This window comes from Kitasatospora sp. NPDC054795, assembly GCF_053611565.1.
On the sequence record NZ_JBSHAP010000055.1, the window covers coordinates 41969 to 58067 of the forward strand.

Sequence of the window (16099 nt, forward strand, 5' to 3'; positions counted from 1 at the left end):
TGCGCGCCTTTTGATGATTCGCTCGCTTCGCTCGTTCATGGTCTATCGGTGTCCGGCCCGTGGTCGGAAGTGCTGTGGACAGGGGTGGCGGTGCTGCCGGCGGTGGCGCCGGCGGGGGTGCGGGTGTCCGGTCTGCGCAGCGCGCCGCCGAGGAACAGCTCGGCGAGCGAGAAGGCGGCGTCGCGCGGGGCGAGTCGGCCGTCCTGGATGGACCAGCCGACGCCGGCCACCAGGTCGAAGAAGGCCTCGCTCAGCCAGGCGGCGCTCAGTTCGATGCGGAACACGCCCTGCTGCTGGCCGCGCAGGAAGAGCGCGTGCAGCCGGGCGATCTGGACCTCCCAGAGGTCGTTGATGTCCTCGTTCTCGTAGAGCTGGTTCTCGCCGGCCAGGAAGGCGCAGAGCATGGCGTCCGGGACGGAGGCGTCCACCAGGCGGCGCAGCGCGGCCTCGGCGTCGCCCCGCTCGACGTCGGCGGTGTCCAGCGCGGAGGCGAAGCGGCGCAGCCCGAGCAGGCCGACCTCGCGGATCAGCGCGTCGCGCCCGGGGAAGAGCCGGTGCAGCGTGGCGCGGCTGATGCCGGCGGCGCGCGCGATCTCGTCCAGGTGGGCGGTCGGGCGGCGGGAGAGGACGCCGACGGCGGCTTCCAGGACGGTGTCGCGATCGGTGGCCATGCATCGAGTCTAGTTCATGTGAGACGTGGATGTCTCATTCTTTTGTTCCAGCTCTCAGGTGAGGCGTCGGGTCTCGGTGGGCAGGCAGCAAAAAACCGGGGACGGTGGGTGTACCGTCCCCGGTCCGGGGTGCCGCCGTGCGGCCTCAGCTCAGCTCTGGTTGTAGAAGCCGGTCTCGTCCATCGGGCGGTCGATCACCATGACCTCGACGTCGGCCGGGGTGAGCAGGAAGACCCTCCGGGCGATCCGCTCGATGCCGCCCCTGGTGCCGAAGATCAGCCCGGAGGCGAAGTCGACCATGCGCTTGGCCTCGGCCTCGCTCATCTCGGTGAGGTCCATGACCACCGGGATGCTCGCCCGGATGTGCTCACCGACCGTCCGGGCCGCCTCGAAGCCCGTCGGCCGCAGGGAGACGATCTTCGTGGGCGCGGGGGCGGCCGGAACCGTCTCCTGATCCACCCACTCGTCGTCGTACACCGCGGCCGGGTAGTTCCCCGAGGGCATCAGCCACCCGTTGTGGTGCTCGTCGCGAAGTGCTCCCATGCCGCGCCTCCCTGCCTCGTCCCGTCCTGGTCCCCCGGGGTCGCGTGCCGTTCTTGACACGTCATCCACTCGTCGGAACTGTCCGAGTATCGCACTGTTCACCGGTCCCGTGCCCGCTCGCAACCCCCGTACGAGTCGTGCCGCGCCGGAAACCCGGGCGAACCCGGGCACTTCCAGTGACGCGGCGCGGCACCGTACGGTTGCGCGCGTTGACCTTATCGGTCGCGGTCACGGCTTAATTGACCTTCTGTCAACAATGAGGAAACGATTTCACCCGTCGCGTCACTCGCCGGTCGCGCCGTCGATCAATTCGCGCAGAAGATCCGCGTGGCCGTTGTGTCGCGCGTACTCCTCGATCATGTGGGTGAGGATCCAGCGCAGCGTCACCGGCTGTCCCCGGCGCGGGTTCTTGCCGACGGTGTCCAGCGGCAGGCCGGCGACGGCGAGGCGGGCGGCCTCGACCTCGGTGCGCCAGGTGGCGAAGTCGGCCGCGACGTCGGCGGTGTCGACGTCGTCGAAGTCGGCGTCCTCGTGCTCCTCGGTCCAGAAGTGCCCGGTGATCTCCCGGCCGAGCAGGACGGACTGGAACCAGTACAGCTCCACCTCGGCCATGTGCCGGACCAGGCCCAGCAGCGAGAGGTTCGACGGCGGGACGGAGCGCAGCCGCAGCTGGTCGTCGGTCAGATCCTCGCACTTGAGGGCGAGGGTGCGGCGGTGGTAGTCGAGGAAGGCGGTCAGGGTGGCGGCCTCGTCGGCCGTCATCGGCGGGTCCACCCGCGGGTCCGGTTCGGTCATGCGCGCCATCCTGGCGTCCGGCCGCGCGCGGGCGCGAGCGATTTTGCTCCCGGCTCTGCTCCCGGCCCCGTGGAGCGGCTCAGCCGGCCGTCGCCCGGCGGCGGGTACGGACCGTCCGCCAGAGGCCCACCACGCTGCCCAGCACCAGCAGGGCGATCACCCCCGCCGACAGCAGGAAGGCCGCCGAGCCCGGCCGGCCCGCGCTGGCCGCGGCCGTGACGTACACCGCGGTGGTCGGCACCACGCCGATCGCGGTGGCCAGCACGAAGGGCAGGAAGCGGACCCCGGAGAACGCGGCGCCGTAGTTGGCCGCCTGGAACGGCATGCCGGGCAGCAGCCGCAGTACCAGCACGCTGCGGAAGCCCTGCTCGGTGAACCGCCGGTCCAGCGCCCCGAGCACCTTCCCGCGCAGGTACGGGCGCAGCGCCTCCCGGCCGAGGCCCCGGCCGAGCCCGAAGGCCAGGGCCGCGCCCACGGTGGTGCCGAGCACCGCCAGCAGCACGCCCTGCTGGATGCCGAGCAGCAGACCGGCGACCGCGTTCAGCGCAGGCCGGGGCACGAAGGCGAGCGTCCCCACCGCGTAGACCAGGGCGAACAGCGGGCCGAACCAGTACCCCGGCATCCGGTCCGCCAGCCCGCCGGACAGCAGCTCCGTCGGGCTCCACAGCAGCAGCGACCCGGCCGTCGCCGCGAGCACCGTCACCAGCAGCGCGAACCGCCACCACGGGGAACGCGGTGCGACGGTGGGCGCCTGCGGCACGGCGGGCGGCACGGGAACGGCATCGGGCTCGAACACCGCCCGAGCCTAACCGGTGCCCGGGCCCCGCCGGCGCCCCGGGCCGACCCGCGGGACGGCCCTCAGGCCGGTCGGGAGAGGAACTCCAGCAGGCGCTGCCACGAGTCGCGGGCCGCGTCGGCGTGTTCGACGGCGGCGAGCTCGAAGAAGTTGTGGGGTGCCCCCGGATAGCTGACGAACTCGTGGGGGCAGCCGGCCGCGGTGAGTGCCGCGTCGAAGGCCTCGACGGTGGCGGCCGGGATGTGCTCGTCGGCGCCGCCCCAGAAGGCGAGCACCGGGGCGGTCAGCCCCCCGGCCAGTTGGGTGGGCCCGGGGGCGCCGTTGAGGGTGTCCGGGTAGCCGTAGTAGCCGACCGCGCCGGCCAGGCCGAAGCGCGGGGCGGCGGTGCGGAAGGCCTGCCGGCCGCCGAAGCAGAAGCCGAGCGCGACCACCTCGGCGGGCCCGGCGGCGCGCAGCCGTTCCAGTGCGGCGGTGATGTCGGCGTCCAGTCCTCCGGGGGTGAGCGCGAGCAGGTGGGGGAGCAGGTCCGGCATTTCGCCGAATTCCGCCGGGCGCTTTTCCGGGGCGGCTCCGGCGGTGCGGCCGTAATAGTCGAGGACGAGGGCCGGGTGGCCGTTTTCGGCGAGCCGGGCGGCGGTCCGGCGGTAGAACGGGGAGAGGCCCCTGTTGTCCGGCAGGACGAGCACCCCGGGTCCGGTGACGGTCTCCGGCCGGGCCAGGAAGGCGCCGAACCGGGTGCCGTCGGCCGAGGTCAGGGTAAGTGGGGCGGCCTCGGCCAGGGGCCACGGGGCGGGGCCGAGGGCGGGCGGGGCGGCGTCCGGGTCGTAGCACACGGGGGAATTCCTCTCGCGGAGCACGAAAACCGCCGGGCGCGGTGTGCGCCCGGCGGTTCGAGACCTTAGCGGGAAATTCCCTCAGGAATTCATCATCATATCGCGGAGAGATCTTTTCCGGAAGGCTTTTCCGGTGACATTGCGGTCACGTTCTCGCCGCCGGAATTCCGTTCGGCCAGCCGCAGCGCCCCGGCGCTCAGCAGCAGGGCGCAGGCGAGTGCGGTGACCAGGCCGAAGGAGACGGTCAGCGAGGTGGCCTGGGCGAGGGCGCCGATGACCGCGGGGGCGATCAGGCCGGAGGTGTAGGTGACGGTGGCGACGCCCGCGATGGCCTGGCTGGGGTTGGTGCCGATCCGGCCGGCCGCGGCGAAGGCGAGCGGGACGATCACCGCGATGCCGATGCCGATGAGGGCGAAGCCGGGGATGGCCAGTGCCGGGCTGTCCGCGGCGACCACCAGCAGGCCGCCGGCGGTGGCGACGGCGCCGCCGATGCGGGTGGTGCGGACGGCGCCGAGGCGGCGGATCGCCGCGTCCCCGGCGAGCCGGCTGACCGCCATGGTGAGCGAGAAGGCGGTGTACGAGGCGGCGGCGACGGTGGCCGAGGCGCCGGTGACGTCCCGCAGGTAGACGCCGCTCCAGTCCATCGAGGCGCCCTCGGCGAAGACCGCGCAGAAGCCGACCAGTCCGATCACCAGCGAGCTGCGCGGCGGCAGTGCGAACCGCGGCGGCTCCTCCGCGCCCTCGTGCGCCCGGAGGTCGGGCAGGCCGCGGCAGACGGGCTGGGCGAGCGCGAGCAGGACCAGCGCGGTGACGGCCAGCTGGATCCGGGCGTCGAGGTCCAGGTGGGCGGCGAGGATGCCGAAGGGGGAGGCCAGCAGGCCGCCCGCGCTCCACATCCCGTGCAGCCCGGACATGATCGAGCGGCCGAGCCGCTCCTCGATCTCCACGCCCTGGGCGTTCATCGCGACGTCGGCCATCCCGGAGGTGGCGCCGTACACCAGCAGCGCCGCGCACAGCACCGGCAGCGAGGGGGCGAGCGCGGGCAGGGCGAGGGACAGGCACCAGAGCGAGATCAGCCCGCGCACCGCGGCCCGGCCGCCGTAGCGGTGCACGAAGCGGCCGGCCAGCGGCATGGCGAGGGAGGAGCCGACGGCGGGCATGACCAGGGCCAGGCCGAGCTGGCCGGCCGAGAGGTCGAGGTGGTGCTGGATCCAGGGGATGCGGGTGACGAAGCTGCCGGTGACGGCCCCGTGCACCAGGAAGGTCAGGGCGATGCTCCTCCGGGCCCGGCGGGGCGCGGTCAACGGCTCCGGCGGTGGTGGTGCGGTGGTTCCGCTCATGGGTTCTTCCCTCCCGGTCGCGCGGTGAGGGGCGCGACAGTGCCCTGTGACGGTCGCTAAATTATCAGGAAGGGACCCTGATAGAAATGCTCTGGAAGGATGAGCTGCCATGACCACCGCGCGTACGGCCACGCCGAGCACCGCCCGGGCGATCAACGACCGGTTGGCGCTCAACCTCCTGCTCGAACAGGGCCCCCTGACCGCGACCGAGCTGCGCGACCTCACCGGCCTGTCCCGGCCGACCGTCGCCGACCTGCTCGAACGCCTCCAGCGCACCGGACTGGTGGCCGTCGTCGGCGAGCGCGGCGAACAGCGGCGCGGCCCCAACGCCCGGCTCTACGCGCTGGTCGCCTCCCGGGCCCACCTCGCCGCCTTCGACGTCCGCTCCGGCGGCGTCGGCCTGGTCGTCGCCGACCTGGCCGGGCGCGGCCTGGCCACCGCCGAGGTCCCGGTCGAGGGCGACGGCGGGCCGGACACCGCCGGGACCATCGTCGCCGCCCTGCTGGACACCGCGCGCGGCGTCGGCGTCGACCGGCTGCACACCGTCGCGGTCGGCGCCCCCGGACTGGTCGACCAGGCCACCGGCCGGCTGCAGAGCACCGGCAAGCTCCCCGCCTGGCACGCCGAACTCCTCGCCGCGCTGCGCGAGCTGCCCGGCACCGAGGTGATCCTGGAGAACGAGGTCAACCTGGCCGGGCGGGCCGAGTACCGGGTCGGTGCCGCGCGCGACCGCGACACCTTCGTGCTGCTGTGGCTCGGCCACAGCGTCGGCGCCGCCGTGATCCTGGACGGGCGGCTGCGCCGGGGCTTCTCCGGCGGCACCGGCGAGATCTGCTTCCTGCCCGTTCCCGGCACCGTCGCCCTGCCCAGCGCCGACAGCTGCGAGGGCGGCTTCCACAGTCTGGTCGGCAGCGCCGCGATCTGCGCGCTGGCCCGCGCCCACGGGCTGCCCGCCGGCCCGGCCGGGGACGCCCCCGCCGCCGAGGCCGCCGTACGGGCCGCCCTGGCGGCGGGCGCGGCGGGCGAGGTCTTCCTGGACGAGCTGGCCGAGCGGATCGCGATCGGTGCGGCGAGCGTCTGCGTGGTGCTGGACCCCGGCTGCGTGGTGCTCGGCGGCGAGGTCGGCCGGGCCGGCGGGCCGGAGCTGGCCGGGCGGGTCGAGCGGCGGCTGGCCCGGCTCTCCCCGCTGAGCACCGAGGTGCGGGCCGGCACGGCGGGCGGCGGCGCGGTGCTCGCCGGGGCGGTGCTCACCGCCGGGGACGCGGTGCGGCGCGACCTCTTCGGCGAGCCGTGACCGCCCTCGCGTGATCATCCGCGCCGTCCGTACGGCAGGATGGCGCAGGGGCACTCGCCCCGGGAACCCGAACCACCGTCAGGAGACGCTCATGGGCCAGCCCGAGGTGCCGGCCAACCCGTACCGCATCGGCGAGGCCGCGGCGCTGCTCGGCGTCAGCGCCGACACCATGCGGCGCTGGGTGGACGCCGGGCGGGTCGCCGCCGCGCGGGACGAGCACGGGCACCGGATCATCCCGGGGGCCGAGCTCGCCGCCTTCGCCCGGGAGCTGGCCCGGCCGGAGAACTCCGAGGCGGAGGGCCGGCCGTCCTCGGCGCGCAACCGCTTCCCGGGGATCGTCACCCACGTGGTGCTCGGCGACGTGGCCGCGCAGGTGGAGATCCAGGCCGGGCCGTTCCGGGTGGTGTCCCTGATCAGCCGGGAGTCGGCGGAGGAGCTGAACCTGGTCCCCGGCGCACCCGCCACGGCGGTCATCAAGTCCACCAATGTGATGGTCGAACGACGCTAGCCGGGGCCCGTCGCCCGAGCACGGGCCGCCCCGGCCCCACGAGCCCCACGAGTCCCGGAACCGAAGGAGAGGCCCGGATGACACCCCCGCACCTGCCGACCACCCAGAGCGCCGTGCTCGCGATCGAGGCCGTGGCCGACCGGCACGGCCGCACCGTCCGCGCCCAGCACGACATCGGCCGCGACCGGACCTTCGCCGGGCTGGTCGGCCCGTCCGGCCCGGGCGGCCCGGACGGGGAACCGGACGCCGTCCCGCACGAGGCACTGCTGGAGTTCGACGGCCGCCCCGCCGTCACCGTCCGGCTGTTCACCCACGACGAGGTCACCGTGACCGTCGAGGGCATCGCCTTCGACGTCGACCGCGACCGCGTCCCCGGCTTCCTGAACGCCCTCTGGTCCGACCTGGTGCACGTCAAGGCGCGCACCTTCCCGCCGTCCACCACGCTGATCGTCACCGTCCCGGGGGAACCGAGCCACCGCGAGGCCATCGGCGTCCACGACCTCACCCCCTGGCTCGCCGGAAGGATCCGTTGAACGCCATGGCCAAGCCGCTCGCCGTCGCCCACCGCGGCGACCCCTACCGCCACCGCGAGAACACCCTGCCCTCCGTGGAGTCCGCGCTCGCCGCCGGGGCCGACGCCGTCGAGGTGGACGTCCGGCTCACCCGCGACCGGGTGCCCGTACTGCTGCACGACCCCACCCTGGAGCGGCTCTGGCGCGACCCGCGGTCGATCGACCGGGTCACCGCCGACCAGCTGGAGGAGCTGCGGCAGGGCCCGCTGACCGTCCCCACCCTCGCCGAGGCGATCAAGGCGGTCTCCGCCGTCGACGGCCGCAGGCTGCTGATCGACCTGGACGACGCCGGACCGGCCGCGGCCGCCTGGTCGGTGGTCACCGGGCTCGGCGCCGAACGCGCGGTCGCCTTCTGCGGCCCCACCGCCGCCATGCTCGCGGTGCGCGAACTGAGCCCGGACGCCGAGATCGCCCTCACCTGGAAGCAGCCCGGGATGCCCGTGCGCGCCCTGCTGGACGACCTGCGCCCGCGCTACCTCAACCCGCCGTTCGGCCTGGTCACCCCCGCGTTCACCGCCGCCGCGGCGGAGCAGGGGCTCGCCGTCTCCACCTGGACCGCCGACCTGCGCCGCACCATGCGCCGGCTGCGCGAGAGCGGCGTCGCCTCCATCACCTCCAACCGGATCGGCGTCCTGCGCTCCGTGCTGGACGGCCGCCGGTGACCGGACCGGTCCTGAGCCGACGGGCGCTCGGCCGGGCCCTGCTGGCCCGTCAGCACCTGCTCGCCCGCACCGACCAGCAGCCCGCCGCACTGATCCACCACCTCGGCGGCCTCCAGGCCCAGGCCGCACCCCAACCGCCCTACCTCGGACTGCTGGCCCGACTCGGCGGCTTCACGCCCGAGCGGCTGAGCACCCTGATCGAGCAGCGGGCGGTGGTCCGGACCGCCCTCCAGCGCGGCACCATCCACCTCGTCACCGCCGAGGACTGCCTGACGCTGCGCCCGCTCCTCCAGCCGATGCTGGACCAGGCGATGCGCACCACCTTCGGGAAGCAGCTGACCGGCCTGGACCTGGACGGGCTCGCTGCCGAGGCCCGCACCCTGGTCGAGGAGCGGCCGCGCACCTTCCAGCAGCTCGGCGCGCTGCTCGCCGCGAGCCGCCCGGAGCGCGACCCGGCCGCCCTCGCCCAGGCCGCCCGCTGCCGGCTGCCGCTGGTGCAGGTCCCGCCGCGCGGACTGTGGGGGCGCGGCGGACCGGCCGCCCACACCACCGCCGAGGCCTGGCTCGGCCGCCCGCTCGACCCGCCACCCGGCCCGGACGGCCTGGTGCTGCGCTACCTCGCCGCGTTCGGCCCCGCCTCCGCGGCCGACCTGCGCCAGTGGTGCGGCCTGGCCGGCCTCGCCCCGGTGCTGCGGCGGCTCGCACCGAGCCTGCGGGCCTTCCGGGACGAACAGGGCCGGCAGCTGTACGACCTGCCCGAGGCGCCCCGCCCCGACGAGGACACCCCCGCGCCGGTCCGGCTGGTCGCCCCGTTCGACAACCTGCTGCTCTCGCACGCGGACCGCACCCGGGTGCTGCCCGAGGAGCACCGGGGCCGGGTGATGACCCGCAACGGCATCGTGCACGGAACCCTCCTGGTGGACGGGTTGGTCGCCGGGATCTGGCGGCTGACCGGCGACCGGGAGGTGACCGTCGCCCCGTTCGCCCCGCTGCGCCCGGCCGACCGGCGGGCCGCCGAGGCCGAGGCGCAGCGGGTGCTGGCCTTCGCGGGGGCGGGCGAGGACGGCGCGGTGCGGTTCGAGGCCCCCGGGTAGCTCGTTCGGGTGCTCCCGGCCGATCTGCCGCGCGGGCCGTCGAAACCTCTGCTGAGCTGAGGCGGTCCGGAATCGTCGAGACCCCGGCGGAGGCGACCGTGTCCGTGGAGCGCGCGCCCGGCGAGGAGCGGCGGCCGGACCACCGCAGGCCGTACCTGATGCTGCCGCCCGCGCTGCGGCAGGCGGCGGCCTGGTCGCTGGCGGTGATCCTGCTGATCGCCGTCGCCTCGCTGGTGGTCTTCGCGCTGGTCGAACTGCGGGCCGCGACCGTGCCGTTCCTGGTGGCGCTGCTCGGGACATCGCTGCTCTACCCGGTGGTGCCCTGGCTGGTGCGCCGGGGTGTCGGGCGGGGCCTGGCCGCCGGGCTGACCTGCACGGTGCTGGTCACGGCGGCCGGCGGGGTGATCGCCCTGCTGGTCAACTCCCTGGTGCACAGCGCTCCGCAGATCGCCGCGTCGCTCCCGGAGGCCGGGCGGCGGCTGGCCGGCTGGCTCGGCCCCTTCGGGTCGAAGATCCAGCACGCGCTGGGCAACGCCAAGGGCGAGACCAATTCGCTGGTGTCCACCCTCACCAACGGCGTGCTCTCCGGGCTCGGCCTGCTCACCCAGCTGATCACCGGCGGGGTGCTGGCGCTCGCCCTGGTGTTCTTCTTCCTGCGGGACGGCCACCGCACCGGCGACGCCATCCGCTCCTTCCTGCCCGAGCGCAGCGCCACCACCGTGATCGCCTGCGCCGGGCGGGCCTTCGACGCGATGGCCGGGTTCATGCGCGGCACCACCCTGATCGCCCTGATCGACGCGAGCTTCATCACCGTCGGCCTGCTGGCCCTCGGTGTGCCGGGCGCGCCGGGGCTGGGCGCGCTGGTCTTCATGGGGGCCTACATCCCCTTCGTCGGCGCGTTCCTGTCCGGCACGGCGGCGGTCCTGGTCGCCCTCGCCGACGGCGGCATCGGCACGGCGCTGTGGGCGCTCGGCGTGGTGCTCACGGTGCAGATGATCGAGGGCAACATCCTCCAGCCGGTGATCCAGAGCCGCACGGTGGAGCTGCACCCGGCCACCATCATGGTCGCCGTGGTGGCCGGCGCCGGTATCGCCGGCATCATCGGCGCCCTGCTGGCCGTCCCGGTCTGCGCGGCCGGCATGGGTGTCATCTCGGTGCTGCGCGGGGATCCGGACCGGTCGGCGGCGCCGGACCGCTGAGCAGCCGGCCGGCCGGGCGGAGCGGAAAGCGGGTTGCCGTCGGTCGGGGGATCATGTGAGCATTGCTAATGCGACAAGGATCGCAATAGTGTTTCGGGAGGGGTCGCATGGAACTGTTCGAGGTGGCCGAGGCGGGGGCCGGACCGTACGGGATCGCCGTGGGGTCCGACGGGGGTGTCTGGTTCACGCTGGTGCACAGCGGGGAGATCGGGCGGCTGGACCCGGACGGGACGGTGCGGCGGTACGGCCTCGGGGCGCCGGGCTGCGGGCCCGCGGTGATCACGGCGGGGCCGGACGGGGCGCTCTGGTTCAGCCGGATGCGGGACCACCGGATCGGGCGGATCGACGTCCACGGGCGGGCCGGCTCGTTCGAGCTGCCGGGCGAGGACCCCGGCCCGTACGGGATCGCCGCGGGGCCGGACGGGGCGCTCTGGTTCACCGAGCCGAACGCCAACCGGGTCGGGCGGATCACCGTGGACGGCGAGGTGACGCAGTACCCGCTGCCGGTCGACGGGGCCTTCCCGTCGCTGATCACGGCCGGGCCGGACGGGGCACTGTGGTGCACGCTCAACCAGGCCGACGCGGTGGCGAGGGTCGGCACCGACGGCGCGGTGACCGTCCACCGGCTGCCCACCGAGGGCACCGCGCCGGTCGGGATCACCGCCGGGACGGACGGCGCGCTCTGGTACGTCGGGATCGGCGGCGGGCTGGTCGGGCGGATCACCGTGGACGGGAAGGTGACCGAGCATCCGCTGGCCGACCGCTCGGCCAGGCCGCACGCCGTCGCGGCCGGGCCGGACGGGGCGCTCTGGTTCACCGAGTGGGGCGCCGGCCGGATCGGGGTGCTCACCCCGGACGGGCGGCTCGACGGCCACCCCGTCCCGGGCGCGGGCGCCGAGCCGCACGGCATCGCCGTCGCCCCGGACGGCACGGTGTACGCGGCGCTGGAGCGCGGGCAGATCGCCCGGCTGACCCCGGCCCGGGACGGGGTGGGTGCCCGGGGTGCTCAGGGCTGACGGCGCAGCAGCTCCTCCAGGTCGGCGAGCAGACCGAGGGCGGCGGCGCGGTCGGGGGCCCGCGTTGCCGGGGCGGGGGAGCGCTCGGCGATCACCCGCAGGGCGGCCGCGGCCTGGCGGGCGAACATCGCCAGCAGGTCCAGCTCGGGCAGGCTGGCGCGGGCCTGCGGGGCCGGGTCCAGCACCTCCAGGACGCCGAGCACCCGGCTGCCGTGGGTGAGCGGCGCGGCCATCAGGGCGGTCGGGACGTACGCGGTGGACTCGGCGAAGTCCCGGTCGAAGGTGCGGTTGGCGCCCAGGTCGTCCACCACCATCGGCTCGCCCGAGGCGGCCACCCAGCCGGCGATCCCCCGGCCGGCCGGGAAGCGGCGGCCCACCAGCGACTCCTCGCCGCGCCCGGAGACGGCCTGGAAGACCAGCTCCCCGGCCGCCTCGTCGAGCAGGCACACCGAGCCCGCCTGGGCGCCGAAGATCGCCCGGGCGACGTCCACCACGGACTGGAGCAGCTCGCGGGCCAGCGGGTCGACGGCGGGGTCAGTGCTGAGGGTCATCGGGCGCCTCCGGGGTGGGGGTGGAAGGGACCTGGACGTTGGCCGCGGTGAGGTAGAGCGCGCTCTTCAGCTGGAAGGTGGTCAGCCTCGGCCGCCGGGACAGGATGCGGGCGCAGAGCCCGGCCACGTACGGGGTCGCGAAGCTGTTGCCGGTGGTGCGGATGGTGGCGCCGCCGAGCCAGGGCACCCGGACGTTCTGGCCGGGCGCGAAGAACTCCACCGGCGGGGCCGGGTTGTACAGGTGCAGCCGCGGGTCGTCCTCCTGGTGGCTGCCCACCGAGATGACCGAGGAGAACCGCCACGGGTAGCTCTCCACCGGGGTGTTGTGGGCGGAGGCGACGATCGCGGTGCGGGCGAAGAAGGCGTCGTCGGCGATCGCGTGCAGCTCGTCCAGGAAGCGGGTCCGGGTGGTGGAGAGGCTGAGGTTGATCACGTCGAAGCGCTGCCCGACGGCCCAGCGCAGCCCGGCGATCAGCATGTCGCCGGTGCCGGTGAAGCGCTCGCCGAGGACCCGCACGCTGTAGAGCTCGCAGTCCGGGGCGGTGCGGCGGATGATGCCCGCGCAGGCGGTGCCGTGCCCGCAGGTGTCGCCGGCGGAGTCCGGGCGGACGACCAGCTCCCTGGTGGCCGGGTCCCTGGCCACCGCCCAGGAGCCCTGCACCGGCCCGATCAGCGGGTGGTCGGGCTCGATCCCGGAGTCGACCACGCAGACCCGTACGCCCTTGCCGGTGCCCCCGCCCCCGCCGGTGCCCCCGCCGCTCTCCTCGCCGTCGGGGGCGACGGCGTCGGCGAGCACCGGCAGGTCGGCGGGGGTGCGGTCGCGCAGGCTCCAGGTGAGGCCGGCCGGGCCGCTCACCGGGTGCCCCCGAGCCGCTCGGCGCGCCGCACGCCCGGCAGGTGGCCCTTGGCGGCGAACCGGTCCCGGGCGGTGGCGGCGGCCACCGCGGCCTCGGCGGGGCGGTCGAGCAGCAGCAGGGCGTGCGCCCGGTCGAGCGCGGTCAGCGCCTGCAGCAGCAGCGACTCGGTGGCCTCCGCGGCGGCCAGGGCGGCGGCGGTCAGGTCCAGGGCCGGCGCGGCCTCGCCCCGGGCGGCGGCGAGCCGGCCGCGCAGCGCGTCCAGTTCGATCGCGAGCACCGGCGGCAGCGCGGCGAGGGCGTCCGCGCCGTCCAGGTGCCGGGCGGCCTGGGCCGGGCGGTCGGTGTCCAGCAGGACCCGGGCGGTGGTCAGGGCGAGGCGCGGCAGCGGGGCGGGGCTGCCCTGGTGGCGGGCGATCTCGGCGGCGTCGGCGAGCAGGTCCAGCGCCTGGCCGCTCTGGCCGAGGGCGGCCGCCGCCTGGGCGGTCAGCGCGGGCAGCGCCACCATCGCCTCGGCCAGCGACAGCTCCCCGGCCAGGCTGTTGGCTTCGGCGAGCAGCAGCTCGGCCTCCTCGGGGCGCTCGCGCAGGGCCAGCAGGACGGCCAGCGGGCCGTTCAGCGCGACCCGCACGGTCCGCCGGCCGGTGCCGTGCTCGCCGAGCAGGGCGCGCAGCCGGAAGGTCGCGTTGGGGACGGGCTCGGGGCCGGCCAGCAGGGAGGCGGCCAGTGCGGCCAGCACGGCGGCCCGGTCCAGCTCGGCGTCGGTGCGGCAGACCCGGTCGAGGGCCTGGTCCAGCAGCCGCTCGGCCTCGGTGTGCCGGCCGGCCAGCAGCTGCTCCTCGGCCAGCCGCAGCCCGGCCCGGGCCCGGCCGAGGTCGTCCCCGGTGTCGGTGAACAGCGGCAGGACGGCGCGGGCGGTCGCGGCGGGCTGGTCCGGGCCGGGCGGCAGGCCGCGGGCGGCCAGCGCGAGCCGGGCGTGCGCGGCGTCCAGCGGGTCGGCGGCCGCGTCCCGCACCTGGGCGAGGACGGGCAGTGCCTCCTCGGTGCGGCCGAGCGCCAGCCGGGCCTCGCCGAGGCGGCGCAGCGCGGGGCCCGCGGCGCGCTCGCCCGGGTAGTGCAGCCGGACGGCGCGCTCCAGCAGGTCGGTGGCGGCGGGCAGGTCGGCGCGGGCCAGCGCGCCGGCCCCGGCGGCGCCGAGGGCGGCGGCCGCGCGGGTGCGCAGCACGTCGGTGCGGGTGTCCAGCAGGCCGAGTTCGAGCCGGTAGCGGTGGGCGCGTTCCAGGTGGCCGCCGATGACGGCGTCCCCGGTGGAGCGGACGGCCGGCAGGTCGGCGGCGCGCTCGTGGCGCTCGGCGCGGGCCCGCTTGGACATCGACTGGTAGACGGACTCCTGGACCAGGCCGCTGCTGAACCGGTAGCCGGCGCCGGCCGGTTCGACCAGCCGCAGCTCGGCCAGCCGGGCCAGCGCGGCGTGCAGCCGCGGCGGGGTGTCGTCGCCCCCGGCGGACGGGCCGGCCGGCAGCCCGTCGATCGGGCCGGTGAAGACGTCGTCCTCCGGGTCGGCGAAGGCGTCCTGGTCGCTGCCGCCGTGGGCGAGTTCGGCGAGTTCGGTGGCGGTGAAGGCGCGGCCGAGGACGGCGGCGAGGTCGAGGGTGGCGCGCTCGTCGCGCTCCAGCCCGTCGATCCGGGCGCTGAGCAGGGCCCGTCCGGTGGGCGGCAGTTCGTCGCTCAGGACGGGGCCCTCGGTCTCGGTGAGGGCGGCCAGCAGCTCCTCCAGGTGCAGCGGGTTGCCCTCGGCGCGCTCCAGCAGCCGGGTGGGAACCGCGTCCTGGTGGGCGCTCAGTTCGGTCAACTGGGCGGCCAGCAGGGCGGATTCGTCCCAGGACAGGCCGCCGACCGGCAGCGCCGGCAGCTCCGGGCGGGCGGCCGGGAGCTCGGGGCGGGTCAGGCAGAGCAGCAGCACGGGGGCCGCGCCGAGCTCGGCCGTCAGCCACCCGGCGGCGTCCACCAGCGCCGGGCCGGCCCACTGGCAGTCGTCCAGGACCAGGACGGCCGGGCGCTCGACGGTGCGGCCCCGCAGGATCGCGGCCAGCAGCTCCAGCGAGCGGCGGGTGTCGACGCCCGGCGCCGTCGCCTCGTCCAGCCGGGCCAGCGCCTCGGCCGGAGCGGCGCCCCCGGGCTCGTCCAGCAGGGTCCGGACCGCCTCGGCGATCGGCGCCAGCGTGCCCTGCTCGCCGAAGCTGCGGCAGCGGGCGGTGCCGCAGCGCGCGGTGCGCCGGCCGACCCGCTCGCGCCACTCGCGCACCAGCCGGGTCTTGCCGATGCCGGCCTCGCCGGCGACCAGCAGCAGCTCGGCCCCCGAGCCGCCCGCCACCCGCGCCAACGCGGCGTCCAGCTGAGCCAGTTCGCGATCCCGGCCGACCAGCGGGACGTCGAAGCGGCGCAGCAGCTCCGGGTCGTCCTCGTCCAGGGCGACCAGGCGGTAGGCGGTGACCGGCTCGGCCTTGCCCTTGAGGTGCAGCGGGCCGACTTCGTCCACCTGGGCGGCCGGACCGGCCGCGCGCAGCGTCTGCGGGCCGATCAGCACCTGGCCGGGGGCGGCCCGGGTCTGCAGCCGGGCGGCGATGTTCACGGTCTCGCCGGAGATCAGAGCCTGGCGCGCCGAGGCGTCCGAACCCGCCACCACCTGGCCGGTGTTGACACCGATCCGGACGTCCAGGCGGACCCCGAGGGTGGCGTCCAGCTCGGTGTTGAGGTCCTCCAGGTCCTCCAGCATGGCGAGGGCGGCGGCCAGCGCCCGGTGGGCGTCGTCCTCTCGGATCACCGGGACGCCGAAGACGGCCATCACGGCGTCCCCGATGAACTTCTCCAGGGTGCCGCCGTGCGCCTCGATCCGGCGGTGCATCCGCTCGAAGTAGCGCAGGATCACCTCGCGCAGGGTCTCCGGATCGAGCGCGCCGGACAGGGCGGTGGAGTCGACCAGGTCGCAGAAGACCACCGTGACCAGCTTGCGCTCCTCGGCGGCCAGGTCGAGGGCGGCGCCCCGGGCGGCGCCGCAGGAGGGGCAGAACTGGTCGTTGGTGCCGACGGGCTGGGCGCAGAGTGGGCAGGGCATGGTGGCCGTCCTTCGGTCGTCCTTCGCTGTGCGGGGCGTGCGCGGCGGAGCGGGTGTGCGCGGGCGTTCCCGGCCAGGGTCGCGGGCGCGGCTTCGGGCCCGGTTCGGGAACGCCTGGCGAGCGGTATGGCCGCAGGCGGGGCGGGGTGCGGGGGCCGGCCGGCAGGGCCCGGTGGGGGCCCCCCGGCCCCGCCGGGCGCCCCCCCCACCGGGCCGACCCGCGCCCCCCCCCCCCCCGGGAGCGCCCCCGGCGGGG

General features: G+C 75.8%; 16 protein-coding genes. 7 read left to right on the forward strand and 9 right to left on the reverse strand.

Going from position 1 to position 16099, the window contains the following annotated elements:
• Positions 1-35: 35 nt before the first annotated feature.
• From ACWGJO_RS20915 to ACWGJO_RS20940, 6 genes are all read right to left on the reverse strand, one after another.
• The gene (locus ACWGJO_RS20915; protein ID WP_452185747.1) at positions 36-671 is read right to left on the reverse strand and encodes a TetR/AcrR family transcriptional regulator; all 636 of its coding nucleotides are present in this window, start codon (positions 669-671) and stop codon (positions 36-38) included.
• Positions 672-821: 150 nt separating this feature from the next.
• Entirely contained in the window at positions 822-1214 is a 393-nt protein-coding gene (locus tag ACWGJO_RS20920; protein ID WP_452185749.1) for a cell division protein SepF, read from the reverse strand.
• A 282-nt stretch (positions 1215-1496) separates the two neighbouring features.
• Positions 1497-2009 (reverse strand): DinB family protein, encoded by a 513-nt coding sequence (locus ACWGJO_RS20925; RefSeq protein WP_452185751.1) that lies wholly within the window; start codon positions 2007-2009, stop codon positions 1497-1499.
• Between the two features lie 79 nt (positions 2010-2088).
• Positions 2089-2805 (reverse strand): TVP38/TMEM64 family protein, encoded by a 717-nt coding sequence (locus ACWGJO_RS20930; protein ID WP_452185753.1) that lies wholly within the window; start codon positions 2803-2805, stop codon positions 2089-2091.
• 62 nt (positions 2806-2867) lie between these two features.
• Positions 2868-3638: a dienelactone hydrolase family protein gene (locus ACWGJO_RS20935; protein ID WP_452185755.1), complete on the reverse strand. Its 771-nt coding sequence runs from the start codon at positions 3636-3638 to the stop codon at positions 2868-2870.
• Between the two features lie 95 nt (positions 3639-3733).
• Positions 3734-4978: an MFS transporter gene (locus ACWGJO_RS20940; RefSeq protein WP_452185757.1), complete on the reverse strand. Its 1245-nt coding sequence runs from the start codon at positions 4976-4978 to the stop codon at positions 3734-3736.
• Positions 4979-5087: 109 nt separating this feature from the next.
• On the opposite strand from ACWGJO_RS20940, the gene ACWGJO_RS20945 reads away from it, so the two are divergent.
• The 7 genes from ACWGJO_RS20945 (at position 5088) to ACWGJO_RS20975 (ending at position 11323) form a co-directional block, all read left to right on the forward strand.
• Positions 5088-6272 carry an ROK family transcriptional regulator gene (locus ACWGJO_RS20945; RefSeq protein WP_452185759.1) on the forward strand — a complete coding sequence of 395 codons (1185 nt, stop codon included), beginning with the start codon at positions 5088-5090 and terminating at the stop codon, positions 6270-6272.
• A gap of 91 nt (positions 6273-6363) precedes the next feature.
• Complete coding sequence (locus tag ACWGJO_RS20950) at positions 6364-6780, forward strand: TOBE domain-containing protein (protein ID WP_359913640.1); 417 nt, start codon at positions 6364-6366, stop codon at positions 6778-6780.
• 77 nt (positions 6781-6857) lie between these two features.
• Positions 6858-7313: a hypothetical protein gene (locus tag ACWGJO_RS20955; RefSeq protein ID WP_452185761.1), complete on the forward strand. Its 456-nt coding sequence runs from the start codon at positions 6858-6860 to the stop codon at positions 7311-7313.
• Between the two features lie 5 nt (positions 7314-7318).
• A complete protein-coding gene (locus tag ACWGJO_RS20960; protein ID WP_452185763.1) occupies positions 7319-8014 on the forward strand; it encodes a glycerophosphodiester phosphodiesterase in 696 nt (231 codons plus the stop codon).
• On the forward strand, positions 8011-9108 hold the full coding sequence (locus ACWGJO_RS20965; protein WP_452185764.1) for a winged helix DNA-binding domain-containing protein: 1098 nt from the start codon (positions 8011-8013) through the stop codon (positions 9106-9108). The genes ACWGJO_RS20960 and ACWGJO_RS20965 overlap by 4 nt, the downstream gene beginning before the upstream one ends.
• Before the next feature lie 98 nt (positions 9109-9206).
• Positions 9207-10307, forward strand: coding sequence for an AI-2E family transporter (locus tag ACWGJO_RS20970; protein WP_452185766.1), 1101 nt, complete (start codon positions 9207-9209; stop codon positions 10305-10307).
• Positions 10308-10414: 107 nt separating this feature from the next.
• Positions 10415-11323 carry a Vgb family protein gene (locus ACWGJO_RS20975; protein WP_452185768.1) on the forward strand — a complete coding sequence of 303 codons (909 nt, stop codon included), beginning with the start codon at positions 10415-10417 and terminating at the stop codon, positions 11321-11323.
• Here the strand turns inward: ACWGJO_RS20975 and ACWGJO_RS20980 are convergent.
• The 3 genes from ACWGJO_RS20980 to ACWGJO_RS20990 are packed head-to-tail and all read right to left on the reverse strand — an operon-like array spanning position 11314 to position 15843.
• Positions 11314-11874, reverse strand: coding sequence for a GAF domain-containing protein (locus ACWGJO_RS20980; RefSeq protein ID WP_452185770.1), 561 nt, complete (start codon positions 11872-11874; stop codon positions 11314-11316). The two genes, ACWGJO_RS20975 and ACWGJO_RS20980, sit on opposite strands and share 10 nt — an antisense overlap.
• A complete protein-coding gene (locus ACWGJO_RS20985; protein WP_452185772.1) occupies positions 11858-12730 on the reverse strand; it encodes a S8 family peptidase in 873 nt (290 codons plus the stop codon). The genes ACWGJO_RS20980 and ACWGJO_RS20985 overlap by 17 nt, the downstream gene beginning before the upstream one ends.
• On the reverse strand, positions 12727-15843 hold the full coding sequence (locus tag ACWGJO_RS20990; protein WP_452185774.1) for an adenylate/guanylate cyclase domain-containing protein: 3117 nt from the start codon (positions 15841-15843) through the stop codon (positions 12727-12729). The genes ACWGJO_RS20985 and ACWGJO_RS20990 overlap by 4 nt, the downstream gene beginning before the upstream one ends.
• Between the last annotated feature and the right edge of the window lie 256 nt (positions 15844-16099).